General features: G+C 65.9%; 24 protein-coding genes. 9 read left to right on the top strand and 15 right to left on the bottom strand.

What is annotated here, in order from left to right; genetic code table 11:
- Positions 1 to 45: 45 nt before the first annotated feature.
- Positions 46 to 1,323, top strand: a complete 1,278-nt coding sequence (istA, locus tag MUN46_RS08175) for an IS21 family transposase (RefSeq protein WP_285230550.1) — start codon at positions 46 to 48, stop codon at positions 1,321 to 1,323.
- A complete protein-coding gene (gene istB, locus MUN46_RS08170; protein ID WP_285230591.1) occupies positions 1,320 to 2,117 on the top strand; it encodes an IS21-like element helper ATPase IstB in 798 nt (265 codons plus the stop codon). The genes istA and istB overlap by 4 nt, the downstream gene beginning before the upstream one ends.
- Positions 2,118 to 2,238: 121 nt before the next feature.
- Here istB and MUN46_RS08165 read toward each other — a convergent pair whose 3' ends face one another.
- From MUN46_RS08165 to MUN46_RS08145, 5 genes are all read right to left on the bottom strand, one after another.
- A complete protein-coding gene (locus MUN46_RS08165; RefSeq protein WP_243377116.1) occupies positions 2,239 to 2,427 on the bottom strand; it encodes a hypothetical protein in 189 nt (62 codons plus the stop codon).
- Positions 2,428 to 2,480: 53 nt separating this feature from the next.
- Entirely contained in the window at positions 2,481 to 2,675 is a 195-nt protein-coding gene (locus MUN46_RS08160; protein WP_243377117.1) for a hypothetical protein, read from the bottom strand.
- 229 nt (positions 2,676 to 2,904) lie between these two features.
- Entirely contained in the window at positions 2,905 to 3,501 is a 597-nt protein-coding gene (locus tag MUN46_RS08155) for a TorD/DmsD family molecular chaperone (RefSeq protein WP_243377118.1), read from the bottom strand.
- A 91-nt stretch (positions 3,502 to 3,592) separates the two neighbouring features.
- On the bottom strand, positions 3,593 to 4,228 hold the full coding sequence (locus MUN46_RS08150; RefSeq protein ID WP_243377119.1) for a 4Fe-4S dicluster domain-containing protein: 636 nt from the start codon (positions 4,226 to 4,228) through the stop codon (positions 3,593 to 3,595).
- Positions 4,229 to 4,231: 3 nt separating this feature from the next.
- Entirely contained in the window at positions 4,232 to 6,445 is a 2,214-nt protein-coding gene (locus MUN46_RS08145; protein ID WP_243377120.1) for a molybdopterin-containing oxidoreductase family protein, read from the bottom strand.
- Between the two features lie 221 nt (positions 6,446 to 6,666).
- Between MUN46_RS08145 and MUN46_RS08140 the strand changes: the two genes are divergently transcribed.
- Positions 6,667 to 7,743 (top strand): C45 family autoproteolytic acyltransferase/hydrolase, encoded by a 1,077-nt coding sequence (locus MUN46_RS08140; protein ID WP_243377121.1) that lies wholly within the window; start codon positions 6,667 to 6,669, stop codon positions 7,741 to 7,743.
- Between the two features lie 67 nt (positions 7,744 to 7,810).
- Here the strand turns inward: MUN46_RS08140 and MUN46_RS08135 are convergent, their stop codons facing one another.
- From MUN46_RS08135 to MUN46_RS08125, 3 genes are all read right to left on the bottom strand, one after another.
- Positions 7,811 to 8,950: a DSD1 family PLP-dependent enzyme gene (locus tag MUN46_RS08135; RefSeq protein ID WP_243377122.1), complete on the bottom strand. Its 1,140-nt coding sequence runs from the start codon at positions 8,948 to 8,950 to the stop codon at positions 7,811 to 7,813.
- A 15-nt stretch (positions 8,951 to 8,965) separates the two neighbouring features.
- Positions 8,966 to 10,060: a threonine synthase gene (locus MUN46_RS08130; RefSeq protein ID WP_243377123.1), complete on the bottom strand. Its 1,095-nt coding sequence runs from the start codon at positions 10,058 to 10,060 to the stop codon at positions 8,966 to 8,968.
- A 218-nt stretch (positions 10,061 to 10,278) separates the two neighbouring features.
- Positions 10,279 to 11,178 carry a DMT family transporter gene (locus MUN46_RS08125; RefSeq protein WP_243377124.1) on the bottom strand — a complete coding sequence of 300 codons (900 nt, stop codon included), beginning with the start codon at positions 11,176 to 11,178 and terminating at the stop codon, positions 10,279 to 10,281.
- 226 nt (positions 11,179 to 11,404) lie between these two features.
- Here MUN46_RS08125 and MUN46_RS08120 point away from each other — a divergent pair, with 226 nt between their 5' ends.
- Positions 11,405 to 12,556 carry a LysR family transcriptional regulator gene (locus MUN46_RS08120; protein WP_243377125.1) on the top strand — a complete coding sequence of 384 codons (1,152 nt, stop codon included), beginning with the start codon at positions 11,405 to 11,407 and terminating at the stop codon, positions 12,554 to 12,556.
- Entirely contained in the window at positions 12,534 to 13,169 is a 636-nt protein-coding gene (locus MUN46_RS08115; RefSeq protein WP_243377126.1) for an acid phosphatase, read from the top strand. Before MUN46_RS08120 ends, MUN46_RS08115 begins: the two co-directional genes overlap by 23 nt.
- Before the next feature lie 33 nt (positions 13,170 to 13,202).
- On the opposite strand, the gene MUN46_RS08110 is transcribed toward MUN46_RS08115, so the two are convergent.
- The 3 genes from MUN46_RS08110 to MUN46_RS08100 form a co-directional block, all read right to left on the bottom strand.
- Positions 13,203 to 13,736, bottom strand: coding sequence for a DUF805 domain-containing protein (locus tag MUN46_RS08110; RefSeq protein ID WP_243377127.1), 534 nt, complete (start codon positions 13,734 to 13,736; stop codon positions 13,203 to 13,205).
- A 142-nt stretch (positions 13,737 to 13,878) separates the two neighbouring features.
- The gene (locus MUN46_RS08105) at positions 13,879 to 14,061 is read right to left on the bottom strand and encodes a hypothetical protein (protein WP_243377128.1); all 183 of its coding nucleotides are present in this window, start codon (positions 14,059 to 14,061) and stop codon (positions 13,879 to 13,881) included.
- Positions 14,062 to 14,252: 191 nt separating this feature from the next.
- Positions 14,253 to 14,393 (bottom strand): hypothetical protein, encoded by a 141-nt coding sequence (locus MUN46_RS08100; RefSeq protein WP_243377129.1) that lies wholly within the window; start codon positions 14,391 to 14,393, stop codon positions 14,253 to 14,255.
- A 261-nt stretch (positions 14,394 to 14,654) separates the two neighbouring features.
- Here MUN46_RS08100 and MUN46_RS08095 point away from each other — a divergent pair, with 261 nt between their 5' ends.
- Together MUN46_RS08095 and MUN46_RS08090 are read left to right on the top strand one after the other, a co-directional pair.
- Positions 14,655 to 16,064, top strand: a complete 1,410-nt coding sequence (locus MUN46_RS08095; RefSeq protein ID WP_243377130.1) for an MATE family efflux transporter — start codon at positions 14,655 to 14,657, stop codon at positions 16,062 to 16,064.
- Positions 16,065 to 16,164: 100 nt separating this feature from the next.
- Positions 16,165 to 16,818 carry a ferric reductase-like transmembrane domain-containing protein gene (locus MUN46_RS08090; protein ID WP_243377131.1) on the top strand — a complete coding sequence of 218 codons (654 nt, stop codon included), beginning with the start codon at positions 16,165 to 16,167 and terminating at the stop codon, positions 16,816 to 16,818.
- A 42-nt stretch (positions 16,819 to 16,860) separates the two neighbouring features.
- Here the strand turns inward: MUN46_RS08090 and MUN46_RS08085 are convergent, their stop codons facing one another.
- The 3 genes from MUN46_RS08085 to MUN46_RS08075 form a co-directional block, all read right to left on the bottom strand.
- Positions 16,861 to 17,820, bottom strand: coding sequence for a phospholipase D-like domain-containing protein (locus MUN46_RS08085; RefSeq protein ID WP_243377132.1), 960 nt, complete (start codon positions 17,818 to 17,820; stop codon positions 16,861 to 16,863).
- Positions 17,821 to 17,899: 79 nt separating this feature from the next.
- Positions 17,900 to 19,105: an MFS transporter gene (locus tag MUN46_RS08080; protein WP_243377133.1), complete on the bottom strand. Its 1,206-nt coding sequence runs from the start codon at positions 19,103 to 19,105 to the stop codon at positions 17,900 to 17,902.
- Between the two features lie 51 nt (positions 19,106 to 19,156).
- Positions 19,157 to 20,818, bottom strand: a complete 1,662-nt coding sequence (locus MUN46_RS08075; protein WP_243377134.1) for a phosphoethanolamine transferase — start codon at positions 20,816 to 20,818, stop codon at positions 19,157 to 19,159.
- A 158-nt stretch (positions 20,819 to 20,976) separates the two neighbouring features.
- On the opposite strand from MUN46_RS08075, the gene MUN46_RS08070 reads away from it, so the two are divergent.
- A complete protein-coding gene (locus MUN46_RS08070) occupies positions 20,977 to 21,648 on the top strand; it encodes a response regulator transcription factor (protein ID WP_243377135.1) in 672 nt (223 codons plus the stop codon).
- A gap of 22 nt (positions 21,649 to 21,670) precedes the next feature.
- Positions 21,671 to 23,002 (top strand): sensor histidine kinase, encoded by a 1,332-nt coding sequence (locus tag MUN46_RS08065; protein ID WP_243377136.1) that lies wholly within the window; start codon positions 21,671 to 21,673, stop codon positions 23,000 to 23,002.
- Here MUN46_RS08065 and MUN46_RS08060 read toward each other — a convergent pair.
- Positions 22,999 to 23,919: a LysR family transcriptional regulator gene (locus MUN46_RS08060; protein WP_243377137.1), complete on the bottom strand. Its 921-nt coding sequence runs from the start codon at positions 23,917 to 23,919 to the stop codon at positions 22,999 to 23,001. The genes MUN46_RS08065 and MUN46_RS08060 overlap by 4 nt on opposite strands.
- Positions 23,920 to 24,043 lie beyond the last annotated feature (124 nt).

The raw sequence follows: 24,043 nt of genomic DNA, 5'->3' as shown, positions 1-24,043 counted from the left end.
TTAAAACATCAGAGCAGAAAGTCACATTATGAAAGGTCCGACTTCATGCTCTCAAAATCAATTCAGCAAAGCATTCTGGCTCTGCATGAGCAAGGGCAGAGCATCAGGTACATCCATCGCACGCTGCGCGTGTCCCGCAAGGCCATCAGGCGGTACATCAAGGGCGTTGTTCCACTGAAAGTCGGCCGGCGTCCCGGCCCCAGCCTTGCCTTCCTCCAGGCCCATACTGAAGATGCCCAGGCACTTTTTCTCAGGGCAGAATGCAGCGGCCCGGTGACCATCCGGCTGATCCAGGAAAAATATGGAGTGGAAGTGCGGCAGGACGTCTTCAACCGCTTCATCAGAGGCTTCCGGCATCAGGTCAAGCTTCAGAACATGCCTTCGCCCGACAGGTTTGAGCCCCAGCCAGGCGACCAGATGCAGATTGATTTTGGCGAAAAAGACGTTGAAATTGCAGGCCAGATGACGCATGTGCATGTTTTTGTCGCCATTTTGGGCTATTCGAGGCGCATTTTCGCCATGGCGTTTGAAAGAGAGACCCAGGAGGCCTGGCTGCAGGGCATAGAGCAGGCGTTTATTTATTTTCAAGGAGTTCCTAGGCAGGTGATCAGCGACAACGCAGCCTCGCTGGTGGCTTTCCACCAACGCCGGGGTGAGGTTCGCTTCACTGACCGGTACCAGTTTCTGGCAGACCAGTACGATTTCACCCCTGTCGCCACTGCCGTCCGCAAGCCCCGGTCCAAAGGCAAGGTTGAGCGCAGCGTCGGATACGTCAAGCACAATGCACTGGTGGGGGTGCGCTATAAATCTTTTGAACAGCTGAACATGAACCTGCGGGCCTGGTGCGGCCAGACGGCCGACCGGCGTGTGCTGGCCAGTTTCCAGCACACGCCCCTGGAGCGCTGGCCCGAAGAAAAGAAAGCGCTGAGGCCGCTGCCGTGCGGTCCTCAGTATTCAGCGATCTGGGTGACGAGAAAGGCAGACAAATGCGGTTTCATCCATTTGGAAAACCGCTGCTATCGACTCCCCGATGCCTGTCGGCTGCAAGAGGTCCGACTCCATGTAAGCTCACAAAACCTCGAGGTGTACTGTGGACAGAAACGGATCATCTGCCTGGATAAAACCGCAGATGCATATTCGCCTCGCCAGCAGCCGTTGTCAACCCCGAGGAACGCTGCAAAAGCCTTTGAGGAAGAAAAAAAAATCCTTCAGAAAGATCCCGTTTATCAGGCGTATCAGGCAGCTGGTGCGGGCATGCCGGGAAACTCTGCGCAATACAACCTGCTTTTTGTTGGGGCTGAACCCGAAGGAGTTCGGCCATGAGGGAAACAGACAAAGAGCTTAAGGCCTGTGCGGCCCGCTTGAAGCTGACGTTCATTCGGGACAATCTTGAAGACCTGCTCAAGAGCGCCACTGAAAACAAAATGACGGTCAGGGAGGCCCTTGCGTTTCTGTTCGGAGAGGAAATCAGGCGGCGCAATGCCAACCGTTGCTCGCTCTGGATGAGCGGCGCTCATTTTCCGGTCATTAAGGAACTGAGGGATTTTGATCTGACATTTCAGCCGTCCATCGACCCTGGCCTTTTTCGTGAAATGTGCAGCCTGGAATGGGTCGGCAACGGGGAAAATGTCGTCCTGGTCGGGCCTCCGGGAGTGGGGAAGACGCATCTGGCCATCGGTCTGGGAGTCAGCGCCGTTCGCGCCGGCATGACGGTTCGTTTCTTCAGTGCCAAGGATTTAATTGAAGTTCTTTCAAAGGCCTACAGCGAAGGCGTTTTTGAAAACAAACTCAAGGAAATCAACAAGTCCAGGCTGCTGATCATCCATGAACTCGGCTATACGCCGCTGTCGCCGGTGCAGACGCAGCTGCTGTACCACCTGGTGGCTCTGAGATACGAAAAGAAGAGCGTCATTGTGACCAGCAACCGGCCAGCCGGCCAGTGGGAGCTGTTCATGGGGGACAAAGCGGCCTCAAACGCAATCCTGGATCGGCTGCTCCATCACTGCACCGCCATCGCAATTAAAGGCGAGAGCTACAGGATCCACGAAGGCAGGATGCGGAAATTTAAGAAAACTAAAGCAAAGGAGGTGGGGGCAGAAAACACTCAAACCAGCTGATCATCGTACGTCGGGGTGGTCCCCAAGTTTTCACTTTTTTGGGGGGTGCTTAGTTTTCAATATTGACAGAGGGGGCCGCTCATTCCGCGGCCCCCTCTCCCGTTCCCGCTCTTGCTTGAAGTCAGATGAAATCCGGACGGCGGTAGGCGGCAAGCGCTTTTTCAAGCTTTTCCTCTCCCGTTTTCGCCGCGAGCTCGCGGCGCAGCGCGCGGATCTGCTCCTGCACCGCACGCAGCTCCTGCGCTTCGCGCTTCGCGCGTCCCTGCAGCGAGTCGAACCTCTCAAGGCAGTAGTCGAAATATTCGTTCATCTCAGTCTCCCGGATTCTGTTCTTCAAAAGTTCCGCCTAATGATGCTGCGCGATCACATCGCGAAGTCGGCTTCGTTCAGCTTCTTCAGCGCTTCGGCCACCGTCTTCTTGTCGGCCGCCGCCTCGAGCCGCTCGCGGAAGAACTCCGCCTGGCCGCTCCAGGCCTCGAGCTCGTCCTTCATTTTGGCCGCCTGGGCCTCAAGTCCCGCAAGCCTCGCGATCTGGTCTTCATAAATGCTGCCGTTCATTCCTGCCTCCTCATTTTCCTGATCTTTTTCCTTGAGGCCCCAGCGCCTCGGAACGGTGGAAAGATTACCTTCGAAGGCTTCCCGGCGCTAAAGGGAGGAAGCGGAGCCTCACTCCTATAATTAGTTCGGCCTAATCATTGGAAGCGCTCTTTCAGGAGCCGCCCCTTCCGCGCGGAAGGGCGGAAAGAGGCGGGAAAAGCAGAGGGGAAAGGGCCGTGCGGCCCTCCTTTCAGGCGAGGAGCTTTTGCTCGGAGAGGAGAAAGGCGCGCAGGAGCGCCGAGACATGCCGCACCTGAGGCTCCGGGGGCGCGGCATCGATCGCATCGCAGACGGAAAGCCCCAGGGGCGCGGCGTGCTCCGTGATGAAGGCCTTCTCGAGCTCCGGGCGCTTTCCTTCGACGAGCTCTGCCGCGAAGGCGAGCTCGAAGGGCAGGGTGTCCGCCTCGCGCGGGTCGCCCGCGGGCCGCAGCCCCGCCTCGTCGTAGATCCGGCTCACCTCCTGCAGGGCGCCCTGGCAGAGGATCGCCTCGCGGCTCGTGTAGACCGACTCCGAGAGGGACACGGTGCGCCGCCCCACGCCGTAAAAGAGCCGCGCGAACTCCCGCTCGAGCTCTTCGCCCGCCTCGGGCGGCAGGCTGCCCGCGAGCTTGGGCGGCTTAAGGCCCAGCGCGGCGCTAAGCGCCGCGACCGAGGCTTCCGCCTCAGGCCGCAGCGCTAGAAGCTCCGCGCTCCGCGGCCCCCTGAAAAAGACAGAAAAAAACTCATAGAGCCGCGCCCTCGCGTTTGTCAGGCCGGCCCGGATTTCCTCTTGTTCTCCATCCTGCATGGACTTGCTCCGGACGTTTTCTCCCGCTCCCCCGGGGCGGCGCTCGAGGCCGCCCCGGGAAGAGTCCCTTGCCGCGCGGATAAAGCGCTCCTTACCGCATCTTGTCCTTAAGCGAGGCGGGATCGGCGTGCGTGGAGGCGTAGAGGACCTTGGGACGCCGCTCCGCGTGCCCTCCGAGCGGCTTGGCCCGGGCGAGAAGCTTCTTCTGCGGCTCCGTCAGACGGTCGTAGTCCACGAAGACGAGGCTCCCCGCCGGGCAGACTTCGACGCACTTGGGCACCAGGCCGCGGCTTGTGCGGTGGACGCAGAGCGTGCAGCGCTCGGCCTTTCCCGGCGTCCTCTTCTGGTGCGGCAGCAGCGGCGCGGTCTCAAGCGGGGCCTTCGCGAAGTAGTTCGTGCGGCCCGTCCGGTTGAACTGCGGCACGCTCCAGGGGCAGGCCTTGAGGCAGGCCCCGCAGGCGATGCACTTCGAGTCGTCCACGAGCACTTCGCCGTGCTCGCCCTTTCGGATCGCTTTTGCGGGGCAGGCGGGCAGGCAGGCGGGCTCCTCGCAGTGCATGCAGCCCACGCGGAAGTAGCTGATGATCCGCTCGCGCTCGTTTTCCGTCCTGTGGAGCTGGTTCCACTGGATGTCCGGCGCCACCTTGTTCTCCTCCTTGCAGGCGATGAAGCAGGCGTGGCAGTTGATGCATTTGTCCATGTCGACAATCAGTCCGAATCTGCTCATCTCTCACCCCTCCTTCGTGATCTGGACGCAGGTTTCAAAATACGGGGCGTAGCCCGAGAGCGGATCGAACTGCCTCGGGATCAGAACCTGGGAGTTCTGGTTGCCGCGCCAGCCGTACTGCATGCCGGCCGTGCCCGGCGGCACGATGATGGAGACGCGGGCCCGGGCGTGCGCCTCGCCCCAGCGGTTGCGGATCACGATCCGGTCGCCCTCCCGGATGCCACGGCTCGCGGCGTCCTTCGGGTTGATGTCCACGGTGGACATGGGCTCGATTTCGAGCAGGTAGGGGCAGTCCGAGCGGGTCTTGGAGTGCGTGATGTAGGGCGCGCGGGTGCCGTTGATGAGCTTGATCGGGTAGTCCCTCGTGGGCTGCCAGGGCTCCTTGTAGAGCGGGATCGTTCCGAAGCCCAGCTTTTTCGTAAGCAGCGACGAGAGCTCGATTTTGCCCGAGGGCGTGTTGAAGCCCGGCCGTCCGTCGGGCCGCAGCAGCCCCTTCTCGTACTTGTAGGGCTCCTGCTTGCGGGACTGCACGGGGGTGAGCGCGGGGAGGTTCCTCTGCGCCGTGCGGTAGTCGGTTCCCCAGGTCCTGAGGATCGAGTCGCAGGCCGCCACCGGGTCGCCGTTGAAGAAGTGCTCCGGGGTGTCGAGGATCGAGCCCAGCTCGAGCGCGATCCGCCAGTCCTCCCGGGCCTCGCCCATGGGCTTCACGGGCGTTCTCACGGCCACCTTCCCGCCGTGCGTGCCAAAGGGCGCGTAGCGCTCGAAGTTCATCGCGGCGGGCAGCAGGATGTCCATGTCGCGGTGGGTGATGTCGCGGTAGAAGTAGTCGGTTGCGAACGAAAACTCCATGTCGCGGATGGCCCGGGCGTACTCCTGGGGCTGCGGCCAGATCATCACGTTCACGCCGAAGCCGCCGAAGGCGCGGATTTTCTTCGCCTTCACGTACTCGGGGAGCATGTTCGGGTTCCACTGCACCTGGGTCGCGTTCCAGACCGGGACGAAGTCGCGGTCAAGCCGGTCCTTTTTGTGCTCCTCGAACCAGTGATAGTCGACGAAGTCCTTCGTGAGGCCGTTGTCGTGGACGATGTAGCCCTTCGGGCCCACGGAAAAGAGCGCGCCGCCCGGGCAGTCGATGTAGCCGAGGATCGCCGGGACGCAAAGCAGCGCCCGGGCGTTGTTCACGCCGTTGCGGGTGTGCGAGAGCGACTGGGAGGTCATCGCGTAGCTGCCCGGGCCCTTCGCGTAAAGGCGCGCCGCCCGCACGACGAGCTCCGCGGGCACTCCGGTGAGCTCCTCGGTCCTCTGCGGCGTGAAGTCCCTGCAGTAGGCCCGGTACTCCTCGACCCCGTAGACCCACTTGTCGCAGAAGGCCTTGTTGTAGAGCCCTTCCTCGAAGAGCACGCGGCACAGGCCCGCCGCGAGCGCCGCGTCGGTTCCCTGGCGCGGCTGCAGGTGCACCGTGGCGAGCTCCGCGGTCTTCGTGCGCCGGGAGTCGACCACGATGATGTTCACGCCGCGCGCCTTCGCCGCGGTGATCATCTTCCACCAGCCGTGGGGCTTGGACCAGGCGCCGTTCGTGGCCATGACGAGGTAGGACTTTGTCTGCGGGCCGCAGCCCCCGCCGCTGTTTGCCTGTCCGAGAACCAGCGTCTCGGCGAGCAGCGTCCCCTTGCGGCAGGCGACCGAGGACTCGGTGGCGTAGTGCCAGGTGCCGAAGTAGCGGGCGAGCCGCATGACCGCGGGCCGCGGCTCCTTGGGGTCGCCGCACATCAGCATCACCTTGTCGGCCCCGTAGTCCTTCTTCACGCGGTTGAAGTTCTGCGCGATCGTCCGGTAGGCCTCCTCCCAGGAGATGCGCACCCAGCCGGGGTCGCGGCTGCCCTTGGGAGCCGTGCGCTTGAGGGGATGGAGGAGCCGCTCGGGGTTGTAGAGCCGCTGCAGCGTGGCAAGCCCCTTGCTGCAGAGGATCTTATGCGGGTGTTCCTTCCAGCTCTCGATCGAGACGATGGTGTTGCCGAGCCTCTGGAAGTGGATGCCGCACATCGGCATATGGTTGCAGTTGTCGCAGATCGACCAGCCCTGGGCGCTTTCTTCCCTGGCGAGCGCCCGCCCGGGCAGGAAGAAGGTTCCGGCGCCCGGAACGGCGGCAAGGGCCGGGATGGTTTTAAGCAGATTGCGACGAGAAATGCCTGCGGCCGTCTTTTTTTCGTCAGTCATGCAGGTCTCCTTGTTTTTTTATTTTTTTATGTCCCCCATGGTCTCGCCGCGCTTTGCCTGCGCGGTTTTCTGCGGCCTCGCGGCGCCAAGGCGCACCGCGCGGGGGTTATGCTTGCATTGTAGGAGGGAAGGCAGGATCCTGTCACGTGTTTTTGGGATGCCTGGCTTCGGGCAAAGCGGCCGGGCTGCGGGCCTCCCGGGGCCAAAAGGAGAGAAAAGCCATGAGCGAGTCGGTTCACCAGTACATCAGGCTGCGGGGCGCGCCCCGCGAGCGGGGGCTGCAGTACGGCCGGGCGGCCTCGGAGCGGATCCGCGCCGTGATCCGCGAGTATGGAATCCTCTTTGAAAAGGAGGCCTCGAGCTCCTGGCAGGAGGCGAAGAAGGCGGCCGCGGCCTACGAGGAGCCGATCGCGCGCTTCAGGCCGGATCTGATCGAGGAGATGAAGGGCATCGCGGAGGGGGCCGGCGTGGACTTCGCCTCCATCCTCACGCTCAACTGCCGCTCGGAGGTGATGTTCGCGCGGGCGGACGTCCCTGAGGATTCCTGCAGCGCGATCGCGGTGCCGCCCGAAGCCTCGGGCAACGGCCGGACCTACCTCGGGCAGAACTGGGACTGGTGGTCGATCGGACGGGGCACGACCGTCCTGCTCGAAGTCGAGCAGAAGCCCTTCGCGCGCTGCCTCATCGTGACCGAGGCGGGGCTCGTGGGCGGCAAGGGGATGAACGAGTTCGGGCTCGGGCTTACGATGAACGCTCTTTCGGTGAAAAAGGGCAGGGCCGGGGTGCCCGTGCAGGTGCTGCTGCGGGCGGCCCTCTCGCAGACGACGGTGCCGAAGGCGATCGAGGCGGTCGCCCGCGCGAAGCGCGCCGGCGCGGCCTGCATCGGGCTCGCTTCCGGCGACGGGCTCGCGGTGATGGTGGAGGCGGCGCCTGTGGGGCTAGACGTCCTCACGGGCGGCGGCCGCCCGCTCTGCCACACGAACCACTGGCTCTCGGAGCGGCTCGCGGCCGGCCCGGAGGCCGCCTGGTACAGCTACACCTCGACCTTCACGCGGCTCGACCGGATCCGCCGTCTCGCCGCGCTCGAGGAGGGGAGCCTGCGCCGCAAGGCGCTCTTTCGGATTTTCTCGGACCATGCGGGCTGCCCCGACAGCGTCTGCCGGCACGACGACGAGACGCTGCCCGAGTACCACAGGCACTGCTCGCTCTGGTCGCTTGTGATGGATCTCACGGAGCGCACGCTCTGGCTCACGGAGGGCTCGCCCTGTTGCACGGCGGCAAGGCCCTACAGGCTCTGAAAAAGCCCGAGGGGGAAGAGGGCGCGGCCTTCAGGCGGCGGCCTCTCCTTCTCCCCCAGCTTCTTTTTTACCAGCCGTAGATCCTCGGCCAGACGGCCCGGACCTCGGTGCCGTCGTCGACCACGTAGTACTGCGGATGCTGGGCCGCGGTGGGGCAGGCGTGGTTCGGGAAGATGCGCAGCATCGTCCCCACCGGGTAGCGCTCGAGATCGAAGGCGCTGCCGTCGCGCGAGGAGATGATGCCGTGCTCCTGGTTCGCGGAGACCACGATCAGGTCTTCAGGCACAGGCTCGCCGCTGATGTCCGCCACGAGCCCGTAGCCCTGGTCCAGCTTCTGGGAGGCCGTGCCGCGGTCCCTTGAAAGGGCCATCCAGCCCCCGTCGGTGATCACCCAGTTCTTTTCCTTCTGGTGCCCGATCACGGTGACGAGCACCGAAAGCGCGAGGTCGCTCTGGCGGCAAACGCCCAGCCCCAGCATGAAGAGGTCGAAGAAGGCGTAGACCCCGCAACGCAGCTCCGTCACTCCCTCCAGGTTGTCCCCGAAGGTCGCGGTCGGAGTCGACCCCACGGAGACGATCGGACAGGGCAGCCCCGCTGCGCGCAGCCTCTCGGCGGCCCGCACGACCCCGTCGCGCTCCTCGTGCGCCCGGCGCCGGATGTCCTCGGGACTGGTCGCGTTGTAGGAGCCGCCCGCGTGGGTGAGCACCCCGGCAAGCTCCGCTCCGGAGCCGGGCCGGAGGCTTTTTGCAACCTCGATCAGCTCGGGGCTTTCCGGGCGGAGCCCCGAGCGGTGCCCGTCGCAGTCGATTTCAAGCAGCGCCCGGATCCTCACCCCCTGCCTTTCGCAGAAGTCGCTGATCGCCCGCCCGGCCGCCTCGTTGTCGAAGATCACCTTGAGGTCCGCGCCCTGGGCGTTCACCGCGGCCACGCGCGCGAGCTTCGCGGGGGCGATCCCCACCGCGTAGATCATGTCCTTCACGCCGTGGGAGGCGAAGTACTCCGCCTCCTTTAAGGTCGACACGGTGGCCGGCCCCTGCGGGGTCGTGAGCTGGCGGCGCGCCACGTCCCAGCATTTCGAGGTCTTCAGGTGGGGCCGCAGCGCGACGCCGAGGCTGCGTGCCTTGGCGGCCATGCGCTCGAGGTTCCGGTCAAGACGTCCGGCGTCCAGAATGAGGGCCGGAGTCTGAAGGTCTTTCAGTGTGGTCATTTTCTGTCCTTTCCTTTAGTGATCGCTCTTGATGCCTGCGCTGCACATCGACAGCACCGAGTCGGGTGCGGGCCCGTAGAGGTCGCAGTAGCGCCGGTAGGCCGCAAGAGCCGCCGCGGTCGTGTGCTCGGCGTAGATGCCGCGCCGGGCGAGCGCCGCCCGGGCGGGCAGGATCTCCTCCTCGGGTGCGGTGACGATCCGGATCGCGTGCCGGCGGATCATGCCGAGGATTTCGTCCGCGCGGGCGGGCTCCCCGATCGCGATCCCCTCGGCGAGCGTGGGGCGGGGCTTGATGTGCACGAGGTGCTCCGAGCCTTGGCGCAGCGTCTCGGCAAAGGGCGCGCAGTTCTCGCTCTGAATCGCCACGATCTGCGGGAAATGATCGATCGCGCCGCAGGCGAGCAGGTGCTCGAGGGCCTTCACCGCGCCGATGAGAAGCGTCCCGTTGCCGGTCTCGATGAAAAGGTGCTCGGGGATGCGCCCGAGTTGCTCAAGCAGTTCGTAGACGTAGGTCTTGGTGCCCTCGTAGAAGAAGGGGTTGTAGACGTGGTTCGCGTAGTAGGCGCCTTCCTCGCGCACCTTCGCGCGGCAGACCTCGGCGCAGTGGTCGCGGCTGCCGGGGACGACGACCGCCTTCGCGCCGTAGGCGCCGATCATCGCGATCTTGTTCGGGCTCGTGCCCTCGGGCACGTAGATCTCGCAGCCGATCCCGACCCGGGCGCAGTAGGCGGCCACCGCCACCCCGGCGTTTCCGCTCGAGTCCTGGACGCACTTTTTGACCCCGATCGCCTTCATGTGGGCGACGAGGGCCGACGCCCCCCGGTCCTTGAAGGAGAGGGTCGGTGTCATGTAGTCCATCTTCACGAGGACGTCCCGGTCGAGCCGGATCGCGGCGGTGAGGCCCTCGCCCATCGTGACCTCCCGCCAGGCCTCGCCCTCGAGCGCCATGAAGGCGCGGTAGCGGAAGATGTTCCAGGCGCTGCGGTCGATGAGCCGGGGGTCCCAGGCGGGCGGCGTGTAGTCGAGTTCGAAGAGCCCGCCGCAGCTGCAGCAGGGCGAGAGGGTGTCAAGCGGCGCGGTTTTCCCGCATCGGGTGCAGACGAAGTTCATGGGCGCATCGGCCTCCGTGTCCGAGGGATAAGGGGGAAATACGTGCGCGCGCGAGGCTGCAGGGGCGCACAGGGAAATAGATTACACCGGGCCCCTGGCCCCGGTTCCGCCGGAAGGAGGAAAAAGGTCGCCGGGGCTTAAGGGGCGCGCCGCTTGAAAAAGGAGAAAAGGCCCCCGGAGGGGCCGCGCGGGAAATGAGCGGCCGGGCCCCGGGGCTTTTAAGCGGACTTCCGGCGGCCCGCGGCCTTGTCCACCAGAAGGACGCAGGCCACGATGCAGGCCGCGCCGACGAGCTCCAGCGGCTCGAACCGGGTGCCGAGGACGAGCGCCGTGAAGATCACGGCGGTAAGCGGCTCGCTGCAGGAGAGCAGCCCCGCGGTGGGCGCGGCGATGAACCTCAGGCTCGTGAGGTAGCAGAGGAAGGCGGTGACGGTGCCTACGACCACCACGACGAAGACGCAGAGAAGCGACATCAGGCTCCAACTGCCCTGAACGGGTCCGCGGGGGTCGGCGGCGAGCATCATGAGGCCGCCAAGCAGCAGCCCCCAGCCCGTGACGAGCGCCGGGCTCACGCGGCGCAGCACGGCCTGTGGCTCAATCGAGCAGAAGGCCCCGCAAAGCGCCGAGGCGAGCCCCATCCCCACGCCGGCCGCGGAAAAATCGAGGGCGTCGAGCCGTCCCTTGGTAACAAGCAGCGTGATCCCGAAGCCGGCGAGCAGCACGCAGAACACTTCGAGCGGGCTCGGGCGGCGGCGTTCGGACCGCACCTGCCAGAGCAGCAGGAAGAGGGGAATCGCTCCCGAAAGCACCGCGGCAGTGCCCGCGTTCGAGGCCGCAACGGCGAGAAAGAACGTGTACTGCATGAGGCCGGTGCCCGCGCCGTAGAGCAGGAGGTCGCGGCGGTTTCTCCGGTCCCGCATCGGCTCGAGCACGTCGCGCCCGAAAAAGAGAGCTTCGGCGGCAAGGATCAGCAGTCCTCCGGCGACAAGCCGCAGGGCGACCAGGCCTTCGGGAGTAAAGGAAAAGAATTCAAAGAGATACTGGGCCGTAACGCCCATAATGCCCCAGCAGGCCCCCGCGGAAAAGGCGAGAGCCGCCCCGAGTTTTGCGCTTTTCATGGCAACCTCTGAAAACCGGGCCAGGCGGGCGGGGCATACCACTGCTCCAGGCCCGGGTCCCCAGACTCAAAAAAAATTGGGTGAAGCGCGGGGCTGCTGCTGCACGAAGCCCCGCTCTTCGGGTTGGTGAGAAGAATGTAGCCCAAGGGGGAGGGGCGCGTCCAAAAAGATGACGATTTTGTAAAATTAACTTATCTAAACTGTTAACTAAATAAAAACGCTTGCCATGGACGCCCTTGAAAACGTGAGCAGCTGGCGGCTTTTTCTGGCCCTCGCCCGCACGGGGTCGCTCTCCCCGGCGGCCGCGCTCGAAGGCTGCACGCTGCCGGCCGCCTCGAGGACGATCGCGCAGCTTGAGCGGGCTCTGGGCTTTCCGATTCTCGACCGCACGCGCAGGCCCGCCTCTCTCACCCCGCGCGCGAAGGAGCTCGTGCCCGCAGCCCGGGATTTTGTGCGGGCCGCCGAGGCCCTGCACTCGGCCGGCGTCCGAGGAGAGAGACAGGCGAGCCTTCGCGGGCGCTTTCGGATCAGCCTTCCCGCCGGCTGCGGCAGAAGCACCTATTTCGCGCTTTTGAGGCGTCTGGAGACTGAAAACCCGGGCTTCAGCGCGGAAATTCTTCCCGAGTGCGGCCCCGAGGGGCTCCTCACGGGCCAGGCCGACCTCGCGCTCATGCCCTGCCGTCCGGACCCGGGTCAGCTCGCAGTTTTTCCCTGCGGGCTCGAGTACACGCTGCTTCTCGCGGCCCCGGCGTATATCCGGCGCCGGGGCCGTCCCGCTTCGATCGGGGAGCTCGCCCGCCACACGGTGCTGCTGCAAAGCGCTACTTCGCCCGGTTTTTCGACGCGGCTTGAGCGCGGGCGCAGCGTGGCCTACCTCGCGCCCTCCCAGCCCTGCCGGCAGGGCGACGCGCTCTTTTGTCGTTCAATGCTGCTGCAGGGCGAAGGCATCGCGCTTGACGTGGGCCTCGGGGCGCTCGAGGACGAGCTCGCCTGCGGGCGAGTGGTGCCCGTGCTCGAAGGCTGGCACAGGGAGCCCTGGCGCAGCGCCGTGGTCTGCCGCCTCAGGGACGCCTCCCGTCCCGCCTTCGCCGGGCTCGCCCGGATTCTGAGCGATCATGCGGAGAAAACCGCCGCGGAGCGCTGGAAGCGCTGGTACGCGCATTTCGGCTTTGAGGACGCGGTCGCGCCCGCGGCGGACGGCGGGCCCGGCGGCCCGCCGGGGGTATTGTGTGGAAATTTTCCAAAGGGAACACTGGTCCATGACAGCCTTCAGACACTTGAAACGCTTTGCCGCGGCCGCGGGGCTCTGCGGCCTGATTGCTTCCTTCCCGGCGCAGGGGGCCGTTCAGGCGCCTGTGGACGGGGGTGCGCTGCTTGAGGAGCCGCCCGCCGCCGGAAGCACCGCCTTCGCCTCCGACGAGCTTTTCTACGAGTACGGCAGGACGCTCCGGAACACGCCGCGGGGGCGTCAGGCCGCGGCCGACGCGGACCTCGTCTCGCTCGAGAGCTTCGAGCGGCGATACTCCGCCCTCACGGGCTACCGCCTCTCGAAGGCCGACGCGCCCCGGACCCGGCTCGCGATGCAGGCTGCGATGGGGCCGATCCTCGAGTCGATGAAAAGCGCGAAAAAGAAGTTCATGCGGCCGCGGCCGTTCGCCGTCCATGAAGGCGACGAGACCTGCCGCCCCGACCAGAAGCCGCACCTCAACCCGCGCATGAGCTACCCCTCGGGGCACTCCGTGCGCTCCTGGGGCTACGCGCTCGTGCTCGCCTCCCTGATCCCGCAGAAGGCCGAGGCGATCCTGCGCGAGGGGCTGCGGGAAACCGACAGCCGCTGGATCTGCGGCGCGCACTGGAGGAGCGACACGAGGGCGGGGCGGCTGCTCGCCTCGGCGGCTTTCGCGAAGCTCACCGCGGATCCCGCTTTCATCAGGCTTCTCGAGGATGCGAGAAAGGAGCTTGAGGAGCAGGCCGCGAAAGAGGGGCGCTGAAAAAAGCAGGCCCGGGGCCCGCGGGCCCTGTGCTCAGTGCTTTCCGAGACGGGGCTTCACCGCGTCTTCGGGCCCTTCGAGCGGCGCGCCCCGCAGATCCTTAAGGGGTGCGGGCAGAGCGGGCGCGCAGTCCTTCTTCAGGTTGTCGGGCACCGGCCCCCAGGGATTCTCGCGCGGGAAGCTTCGCAGGAAGGTCTGCAGCCAGATCCAAAGGAGCGCGAGCAGCCCCGCCGCGTCGAGAATCTTGCTCGCGGCGCTGTAGGTCTCCTCGTCTTCAGTGGAGAGCAGCCCCGTGCCCACGAAGATCAGGGCGTAGGGCAGGGCGATCCACCAGCCGCTGTAGCCCCGGTCATGGAGCCTGCGCACGGTGGCCGAAAGGGTGGGAATGAAGGCGAAGAGCGCCGCGGCGGTGCCCAGCATCGGGTCGGCCGCGGTGAGCAGGACGACGCAGAGCTGCGTGGCGAGCACGAAAACCCAGAACTCCTTGCGAGTCGAGCGGCTTCGGAAGTTGAAGTACTTCTTCAAGCCCGATTTGTACAGTTCCCAAAGAGTCTTTTCACGCGTCATGGCGAAAACCCGGCCGGCGGCCCCGGTGACGAAAAAATGCGCCGCGCCAATTCTTAAGCGGGCTCTGCATTGTAGCGGATCCGCACTGCGCTGCAAGCGGAAAACACGGGTGCTTTTCCGCCCCTGGGGACGCCCTCCAGGGTTACCCGCGGAAGCCTTCTTCGGAGGCGGCCTGCGCGAGCTTCCTGACCCGCTCCCCAGGGCCTTCGTCCAGCGCCTCGGGGCCCGCTTCGTGAAGGGCCTTCGCCAGCGGCCCCTTCTGGAATCCGACCGGGAGAATGCGGACGCGCCCGTGCGGAAGCTCTTCGATCAGCCAGGCGTACACCGCCTGAAGCTTTGGCTTCGCTCCGGCCCCGCCGATCGAGGCGCTCCAGGCGAGCCTGCGCGGGCGGCCCTCTGCCGGGGCTCGAATTCGATCCGGGCCCCGAGGCTTGTGAAGCTGAAGCGCAAGGCCTCTTTAAGCCTCCCCTGAGCCCCGGAGGCATCCTCGAGCCGCACCTCCGAGACGGCGCTGCATCACTCAGGCCAGAGCGCCGCTTCAAGGGGCAGCCCGAAGACCTGACCTGCGCCGGCGCCCTCTGCGGCGGCCTCGGCCGAGCCGAAGTTGTCAGGACACTGCGGGCCGAAGCCCTCGGGCCAGTTGATTTCGCCAGGCATGGGGAACTCCCGGCGGGCCTGCAGGCCCGGTGTGTGGATGGAATGAAAGGCGCTATTTGATGTGGAAAAGAAAAAGGAAAAGGGACTTTCTCTTTAAAGAAGGCCCGCGGTTCAAGGAAAACGTAAAAGCAGAAAAACGCATGGGGCCGGCGGGATACAGCCACCAAAAAGAGTAGAGTGGAATTTCCCGGGCTGCCGCCGGCAGTTTTCTCGGCCGCGGCCCCGCCTTCAACCCAATCCTCGCGGGACACCAAAAAGAAAATGCAGGCACGCAGCAGACCCGATCCGGCCACCGAGGCGCTTTTCCGAAGCGCTCCGGCGGGCCGCGCGATCCTCGAGCTCGCGCTGCCCACGATCGCGGCGCAGCTGATCACCGTGATCTACGCGGTCGTCGACATTTTCTACGTGGGGCAGCTGGGCGACCCCGCGCAGGTGGCGGCCGTGAGGATCGCGTTTCCTCCGTTTCTGTTTCTCACGGCGCTCGCGAACCTCTTCGGGATCGGGGCGTCGTCCGCGATCGGGCGCGCGCTCGGGGCGGGCAACACGGAAAAGGCGAGGCGCTGCGCCGCCTTCGCCTTCTGGTGCGGGATCGCGGTGGCCGTGCTCTACGCGGCTCTCATCTGGGAGGAGAGGGGAAGGCTCCTGCCGCTGCTAGGCGCGGCCGGGCCGACCTGGGAGCCCACGGTCGCGTACCTGTCCTGGATGATCGGGCTCGGGGCCCTGCCGCTTGTCGCCTCCAACGTGCTCGCACACCTCGTGCGGGCCGAGGGACATGCCCGGGTGGCGGGACGGGGGATCGCGCTCGGAGGGTTTCTCAATATCCTCATCGCGCCCTTCTTCATCTTCACGCTGGGGCTTGAAGTGCGCGGGGCGGCGATCGCGGGGTTCATCTCGAACGTGGTCTCGGCGCTCTACATCGGGCGCTTCGTGCTGATGCGCCAGGGGCGGGGCACCGTGGTGAGCCTCTCGCCGCGGCTTGCGCGCGAGGGCAGCGCCTGGGCCTTCGAGATTTTCTCCGTGGGCTTTGCCTCCTTCGTGATGACGGGGCTCGCGAGCTTCTCCAACGCGGTCCTCAACTTCCTCGCCTCGGGCTACGGGCCGGCCGCTGTGGCGGGCCTCGGGATCGCAAAGCAGGTCGACCAGATGATCTTCTCCTGCTCGATCGGTCTCGCGCAGGGGACGCTGCCGCTCATCGCCTACAACTTTTCTTCCGGCGACCACGGGCGGCTGCGCCGCGTCATGAAGACCGCGCTTTTAGGGGGCGTCTCCTGCTCGGCCGCGGCCACGCTGCTGCTCGTCGCCTTCTCCGAGCCCCTCACGCGCGCCTTCATCGCCGAGCCCGTGACCGCCGCCCACGCCTCGAAGTGCGTGCGGATCATCGCCATTGCCTGCCCCCTGTCCATCATCGGGCACCTGATGGTCTCGGGCTTCCAGGCCTGCGGGGCGCGCTGGCGGCCGCTTTTCCTCGCCTTCATCCGCAAGGGCTCGATTGACGCGCCCCTCATGTGGCTTTTCTCTTCTCTCTTTGGCTTTTACGGGATCGCGGCCGCAGTGCCCGTCTCCGAGCTCATCTCCTGCTCGATCGGCCTCGCGCTTTTCCTTCCCTTCATCGCGAGGCTGGACGGCCGCCCCGTCTCTGTTACAAATGCGACCGCCGCCAAAGAAAAGTAAATAAGATCGCCAATCCGTTGCCGTTTTCCCCGCGGGGGCCTTCCCGGGCCTAAATTGACTTCAGGCAGAGCGGTTCTCTGCCCGACCCAAGGTCTCCCAAATGAAAAAAATCCTTGTCTGCTTTCTCCTTGCGGCGACGCTTGCCTGGGCCGCCGGACTCTGGATTGATCCCCCCGCGCGCAACATGCGCTCGCTCATGCATGAGCTCTACTACCTGAACGGCGTCATCGCCTGGGGCCTCATGGCGCTCCCGATTCTGATCGCCGCGCGGCCCGCCTGGTTCATGCGGCTTGCGGCCGGCACGCCCGATCTGATGCTCTGGCACCGCCGGGTCGGCATCGCGGCGGTCGCGCTCTCCGTCGTCCACGCCTGCACGCGCCCGCTTTTTTCGCCGCTCGTCCAGCCCCTCGCGCGCGAGCCTGTGTCGAGAATCGTCCGCGGCGCAGCCTCGGGCGGCCTTCAGGGGCTCTGGGGGGCGCTGCGGCCTGCCGCTGTCACCTCTTCCGTCGCGGCGACGGTTCTGGCCTGCGTGCTGCTGGCCCTGGCGCTCCTGCCGGTCCTGAAGGCCCCGTGGTGGGGCCGGGCGCACAGGGTTTTCGCTCTCGTCTTCATCGTCCTCGCGCTGCACTGCGTGCGGCTTTTCGAGCCGGGCGACTGGCTGCTTCCGCTCGGGTGGGTGAACGCCGCCGTGACCGCGGCCGGGCTCTGGTACTCGGTGAAGCTGCTGCTGCCCCGGCGCGCAGCCCCCGCCTGAGGCTGTTTTTCTCCCCGCCGCCCCCCGGACGGGGCCTTCATATCAGCGCCTTGCAAGCAGCAGCGCCCCGGTGTCGGGGATGTAGTAGGTGCTGTGCAGGAAGTACGTGAGCCAGCGGGTGAGCGACTGCACGCGGAAGTAGGCGTCGCGGCAGCTGAAGTCCTGTTCAAGCACGCTTTTGATGAAGCCGAAGGCGAGCACGGGCTCGGGCGAGCCCGAGTGCTCGAAGAGCCGGTCGATCGTGCGCGCGATCCCGCTTTGCGAGAGGCAAGCCGCCGCCCAGGCGTTGAAGCCGAGGCGCGAAGAGAGGGCAGACTCGGGCGGCGCGAGCGCTCTCAAATCCTCCTCGCCCTCGAGCACGATCCGCCGCTCGTTTTCCTGCGGGCTCAGGTAGCGTCCCAGGGGCCGCCTCTCGATGATCTCAAAGAGGAGGTCGGGCCTCGTGCAAAGCGGCAGCCACCGCCCCGGAAGCCTTGTCACGCCCTCTTCGAGGAATCCCGAGACGCGGGCCCGGTAGTCTGCGGCCCGCGAGGCATCCTCCGTCTTGCGCCTGAGAAAGCGCCAGTCCTCCCCGGAGAGCGGCTCGGAGGCGCGAAGGATCAGCCGCTCGGCGCGCTCCGTCTCATCGCTTCGGCCCATCCTCGCGAGGACTTCCAGATTGCCGTGAAGGCCGAGCCCCGTGCCGTTTGCCGTGAGGTTGGCCGAGCCGATGTAGACCGTGTCGTCGAACCGGTAGTACTTGGCGTGCAGGCTCGGTTGCGTCATCACGCGCCCACCGAGCCGCGAGGCGAAGGAGAGGGCCTCGAGGTCTGAAAAGCCGTTGGCGAAGTCGCCGATCAGGGCGCGGGCGACGAGGGTGAGCCTGTAAAAAGGCGCCTCGGGGTCCAGCAGCGCGGCAAGCGCGCTTTTCTTCACGTAGGGGGAGACAAGCACGATGGTGCGGGCCTGTGCCGCGGCCTCGTGCAGCTCCCGGGCGATGCCCTCGACAAAGATCCGGTTCATGGCGGGGAAGGGGCGGTCAGCATCAAAGGGCCGCCCCTTTTTGAAGCAGAGAGGAAAGGAAACTTCAGCGCATCATAGCTCAGAGCGGCCTGAGGCTTCCGCGCCTCAGCGCGGCAAGCAGCGCGAGCGTGAAAAGCGCGAAGACCGCTCCCGCCAGAAAAGAGGCGCTGCTGCCGAAGCGGTCCCAGAGCGAGCCGGCCAGCAGGCCCGCGGCCAGCGCCGCGGCGCCGGAAGCGAGGTTGTAGAGCCCGAAGGCGGTGCCCCGGAGCGCCTCCGGCGCGAGGGCCGCGACCATCATCGAGAAGACGCCCTGCGTCGCCCCGAGTTGCAGCCCCCAGAGCGCGACGCCCGCGAGGATCCAGGCCGGTCCCGAGGCCGCGGCGAAGACGGCTTCGGAGGCCGCGAGAAGCGCGGCCCCGAAGGCAAGCAGCAGCGTCGGGCGCACCCGGTCGGCGAGCCGCCCGAAGGGGTAGGAGGAAAAGGCGAAGACCGCGTTCATCGCGACCATCACGAGCGGCACGTACATGGGCCTGATGCCGCAGGAGGCGGCCCGAAGCACGATGAAGGCGTTGGAAAAGCGCGCGAGCGAGAAGACCGCCGCAAGGGCGAGCAGCATCCAGAAGGAGCGCGGCAGCATCCGCGCGGCCTCCCGCGAGAGCGGGTTGACTTTCCGGCCGGCGCTGGGCTCCGGGGCCTTCACTTCGAACACAATGAGCGCGAGGCAGATGAGCCCGGGGATGAGGGCGCACCAGAAGATGAACCGGTAGCTTTCGGAAAAAGCGGCGAGCAGCAGGCTCGCGAGCGCGGGCCCGATGAAGGCCCCGGCCGAGTCGAGCGACTGCCGAAGCCCGTAGGCCGCCCCGAGGATCGGCCTCGGGGTGACCGAGGCGATGAGCGCGTCGCGTGGCGCTCCCCGCAGGCCTTTTCCCACCCGGTCTGTGAAGCGGCAGAGGAAAACCTGCTCCACGGTCGTCGCGAGGGCGAAGAAGGGCTTCGTGAAGACCGCGAGCGCGTAGCCCGCGAAGACGAGCAGCTTCGTGTGCCCGAAGCGGTCCGAGAGCATCCCGGAAAAGACTTTGGTGATGAGGGCCGCGGCCTCCGCAGCCCCCTCGGTGAGACCGATCGCAAGCGCCGAAGCGCCGAGTGTCGTGGCCATGAAAAGGGGGAGCACCGCGTGGATCATCTCCGAGGAGATGTCCATGAAAAGAGACACCGCGCCCAGAGCCCAGACGGTGCGCGGGATCGCCTCGCGCACCCCCTTGGGAGGCAGCTTCCGAAATTTCATCTCAGAGTTCGGGCGGCCTGCGGCCGCCCCCTCCCGTCTTGTGAAGGATTCTCAGCGCCTGCGGCAGGCTCCGAGCAGGTCGTCGGCCGGCTTGTAGGCCGAGGACTTCACCCCTGCGAGCCCGAGGATCGTGGACCAGAGGTTGTCGTGCGAGGAAGGCTTCAGGGCGCGCTGGGCGGCGCATTCCGCGTCAATGCCCTGGCGCTGCTTAAACCCGTCCGACATCCAGAGGATCATCGGGATGCGGGTCTGCTCGGAAGGAGCGATCGCCCAGGGGGCGCCGTGCAGATACATCCCCTTTTCGCCCAGGCTCTCGCCGTGGTCGGAGGCGTAGATAAGAACCGTGTCAGCGTCCTTCTTGTCCTTTAAGGCGCCGATGAGCTGCGCGAGCACATGGTCGGTGTAGAGGATCGAGTTGTCGTAGGCGTTTCGAAGCTCCTTGGGGTCGCAGTCGCTCAAGTTCACCTTGCTGCAGACCGGGCCCCACTTTTCGCGCTGCTGAGGATAGCGCCGGGCGTAGGCCGGTCCGTGGCTGCCCGCCATGTGCAGGAACAGCACCGTGACCGGGGTCTTGCCCACCGACGGGTCCTTCACGTAGGGAGTGAGGACCTCGTCGAAGCACAGCCCGTCCGGGCAGAGCCTCGCGCGGTCCGCGTCAGACAGATGATCCTTCGGCTTGTCCATGTCGACGCCCAGGCAGGCGCCCTTGCAGCCGCTCTGGTTTTCGATCCATTTCACGGAGGCTCCGGCGCGCTTGAGCAGCGGCGCGAGGGGCTCCTCGGCGAGGATCTGCCTGCGGTCGTAGTTGCGCCGGCCGATCCGGCTGAACATGCAGGGCACCGACACATCGGTGCTCGTGCCGCAGGAGGTGGCCTGGGCATAGTTGGTGACGCCGAGCGCTCGCAGCTCCGGGGTCGTGTCCCTCGCGTAGCCGTCAAGCCCCCAGTTCGCGGCCCTCGCGGTCTCGCCCACGGCCACAACGACGACAAGCGGCTTCGAGCCGGGAGCCGCGGCAAGGGCGGGCGAGGCGTCCACCACGGCGCGCGGCGCGTTCGAGTCCGGGCTCTTGTCGTGCGCCTGGGTGCGGACCGCGGAGTAGACGACGTTGAAGGGCGCGATCAGGTAGCGCGCTTCCCGGTGCCCGCGCATGAAGAAGGAAAAGTCCTGCATGCTGAAGTAAAGCGTGGCCCCGGCCGCGGCAAAGAGCACGACCGAGAGCCCGAGGCTTTTAAGCCTGAAGGACGCGCCCGAGAGCCCCGCGCGCGGGAAGAACCAGAGAAAGACGCAGACGGGAACCGCGCCCAGCGCGAAGTAGCCGAAAAGCGGCAGGGACATGAGCCCCATCACCTCGTGGGTGTCGGTCGCGAGCGCGTTTCGCAGCATGTCGGGCGACATGACGGCGTTGTAGAGCACAGAGAAGGCGAAGCCCCCGGCCCCGATCACCGACAGAATGAAAAGAAGCACTTTTGAGGCCCGCACGCCCAGCAACGCCTGCAGCAGCGCGATTACGGCCGCCACGGCACAGATGAAGACGACGAGGGCCTCGGAGAAAAAGGCGGCGTCCGCTCCCCGCGGCGTGCCCATGGAACTGATGGCGAGCCGCCAGAAGGGGTAGCTGTCGACGCAGATCCACCAGATGGCGCACACGAGCGGTATGGCCAGGATTTTGCTGACGGCGGGCTTTGCCGCGGCGAAAGAAAGTTTCTTGAGCATAAATTCGTTCAGAGAAGGCGAAAGCCTCAGTAAAACCCCTGCATTATGGCGGGGAAACCGTCAAAACGCTGTCAAGGGATCCGCGCCTGCTGAGAAGGCGGCAGCCCCTGCCTCAAACCCAGTATGATGGGGGCCGTTGCTTTTGTACAGAGGCTCGCATGGGAAATAAGATCCTGGTGGTGGACGACAACGACGATCTTCGGCTCAACGTGACGGAATATCTCCAGGCGAGGGGCTGGGCGACCGGAGAGGCCTCAACCGGACCCATGGCTCTCGCGCAGATCCGCACCGGGGCCTTCTCGCTTGTGGTGCTCGACATCGGTCTGCCGGGCATGGACGGCTACGCGGTCTGCCGCCGCGCCCGCGAGGAGGGGATTTCGACCCCGATCCTGATGCTCACGGCCCGCGACGAGCTGGACGACCGCATCACCGGCCTCACGAGCGGCGCGGACGACTACCTGGTGAAGCCCTTTTCCTTAAAGGAGCTCGAGGCGAGGATCATCGCCATTCTGAGGCGCACCGAGGGCAAAGTGGTGAAGGACCTCAGGGTGGGGGATCTCGTGCTGCACCTCACCACGGCCAGCGCCGAGCGCGAGGGCCGCAGCCTGCACCTCTCGCCCGTGGGATTCCAGATCCTGCGCATTCTCATGTCCAAGAGCCCGGCTGTCGTCTCGCGCAACGAGCTCGAGGAAGAACTCTGGGGAGACGACCGGCCCGACTCCGACAGCCTGCGCACGAACCTCTGGCTGCTGCGCAGCGTCGTGGACAAGCCCTTCGGCCGGGCGATGATCAAGACCCACCCGGGGTTCGGCTGGTCGATCGAGCCCTGAGGAAGGGAAAGGGAGGGGAGCCATGCTGAAGCTGAGGAGGCCTGGCGGCCTGCGGTTTCGCCTGATGGCGGCTTTCGGGATCTTCACCCTCGCGGTGATCGCGGCCAGCGTGATTCCGATCTCCTATGTCGTTCCGTTCACCGAGCAGCATCTGGTTGCGGAAAACCAGTACTACACCCTCAAGGGCATGATCGACTACGACATTGCGGAGGGCCGCAGCCCGCGGCTCATCCCGATCAAGCGCCTTTACGCGAGCCGAACCGAGGTGAACGGCGTGCGGCTCGATCCGATCCCCGAGATCTACCGGAATGTGCCCGAGGGATACTCCGAGTACGAGACCCCGCAGAAGGCCTCCTTCCTCTACCGGATGGACAGCGGCGGCGTCACCTACATCCTCGAGACCGACCAGACGGAGTTCGAGGAGATCGAGCACCGGCTCAATGTCGTGATCTATGTCTTTTCCGGCATCACGGTGCTGCTGAGCCTGCTGCTTGCCTGGGCGCTTGCGCGGACCGTCACGCGGCCGCTGCGCGAGCTCGCGCGGGAGGTGAGGCGCTGCGCGGAGTCGCCCAACTTTCGGCCGCTGTCGGTTCGCACCGACAACGACGAGGTGGGGTACCTCGCCCGAGTCTGCGAGAGCTCGCTTAAAAGGATGCATGAAACGCTCGAGCGCGAGAGGCTCTTCGCCTCCGACCTTTCCCACGAGCTGAGGACGGATCTCGCGGTGGTCTCCACCACCGCGGAGCTTCTCGAGGGGACCGGGGGGCTCGCGCCGCGCCAGAACGCGCAGATGCAGAAGATCACCCGCGCGGCCGCCCACATGCAGCTCGTGATCCGCGCCCTGCTGTCGCTCGTCCGCACGAAGGACATCCAGTCGGCCGAAGCCGACGCGGTGCCGCTCACCCGGGCCGCCCGGAAGGTGCTCGAGCGGGAGCGCAGCGGCCTTCACGACGGCCGCGTGAGGCTCGAGCTCCGCGACGGCACGACCTCCGGCGGCCCGCTCGCCCCGGAGGGGATGGTCACGCTCGTGCTCGACAACCTGGTGCGCAACGCCGTGCGCTACACCGACGAGGGGGCCGTGACGGTCGAGCTGAGCGACCGGGGCTTTCGCGTGACCGACGACGGCCGCGGGGTCGCCGAGGACGAGCTGAAGAAGATCTTTGAGCCCCACTACCGCGGCCGGGGCTGCCGCGGCGCGGGCATGGGCATCGGCCTGTCCATCGTCTCGCGCATCTGCGAGCGCGAGGGCTGGATAGTATCTGCGGGCCGGGCCCCGGGCCGGGGCGCCTGCTTCAGCGTCCTCATGCGCCCCGGGGACAAAAACCCTGAAGAGGGCCGGAAGGCGGCGTCCTAGAGGGGGCCTGGCGCCGAGGCCCTGGTTTTTTCCATCAGCCGCAGCGCGGCGCTGTAGATCTGGCCGATCACCTGCAGCAGCAGCTCGCTCTCCTTTTCCTGGCTCCAGACCGCGCAGAGCCGCACCTCGTGGCGCTCGCCCTTAAGCGGGATGAAGCGGATGTCGCGCGACCAGCCCTCGCGCCGCCGCCTCTCCTCGGAGCTGAAGCGCGGCACGATGGCAAAGCCGTTGCCGAGCGAGACGTTGATCAGGGCCGAGGTGAGGTCCGCCTCGGTGCCCCAGCTGGGCCGGGGGTCGTCCTCGAATTCGCCAGGCTTCGTCTCGGCGTCTTCGTAGAGGATGGGCCCTTCGGCGAAGTCCGCGCGCGTGAGGCTCTGCTTCTGCGCGAGCGGGTGCGAGGCGGGCACGGCCACGTTGAGCTCGAAGGTGCCGAAGACCTTCACCTTGAAGCCGAGCCGCAGCGGCACCGCGGGATCGGCGTAGACGAACACGAGGTCGGGCTGCCCGGAGGCGAGGTTCTCCCAGAGACTCTGGGCCTGGTTGCGCTCGAGCCTGATGCACACCCTCGGGTTCTCGCGCTTGATGTCGAGCAGCACGTCCCAGCCGGGCAGCAGCAGCCCCTGAGGGCTCGCGATCGAGACGTCCATCTGGGACTTGAGCGCGGCGGTGCGGGTCCTGCGGATCGACCCGTTCAGCTTGACGAGCAGCTCCCGGGCCTCGCGGCAGAAGACGCGCCCGGCCGGCGTGAGCGTGACCTTGCGCTTGCTCCGGTTGAAGAGCTCGGCCTGGATCTCGGTCTCAAGGTTCTTGATCTGCTGGGATACGGCCGACTGGGAAATGAAGTTCATTTCCGCGGTCTTCACGAAGCTCAGCGTGTCGCAGAGGCTCAGAAAATATTTAAGCTGTCTCGCGTTCATGGTCCAGGAGGCTGTTAGAAAATCAGATTTATAAGAATATACCTATTTTATGCGAAAATCATTGGAAGGCCGGACTTTGTCGCTATTTTATTCCAATGGATTGATCCTTTTGACTGAGTTGATT

The sequence above is a fragment of the Mesosutterella faecium genome, from assembly GCF_022809315.2.
GTDB classification, from domain to species: Bacteria; Pseudomonadota; Gammaproteobacteria; order Burkholderiales; family Burkholderiaceae_F; genus Mesosutterella; species Mesosutterella faecium.
The sequence above is the reverse complement of the archived record's forward strand: the minus strand, read 5'-3'. Positions and strand labels throughout refer to the sequence as shown.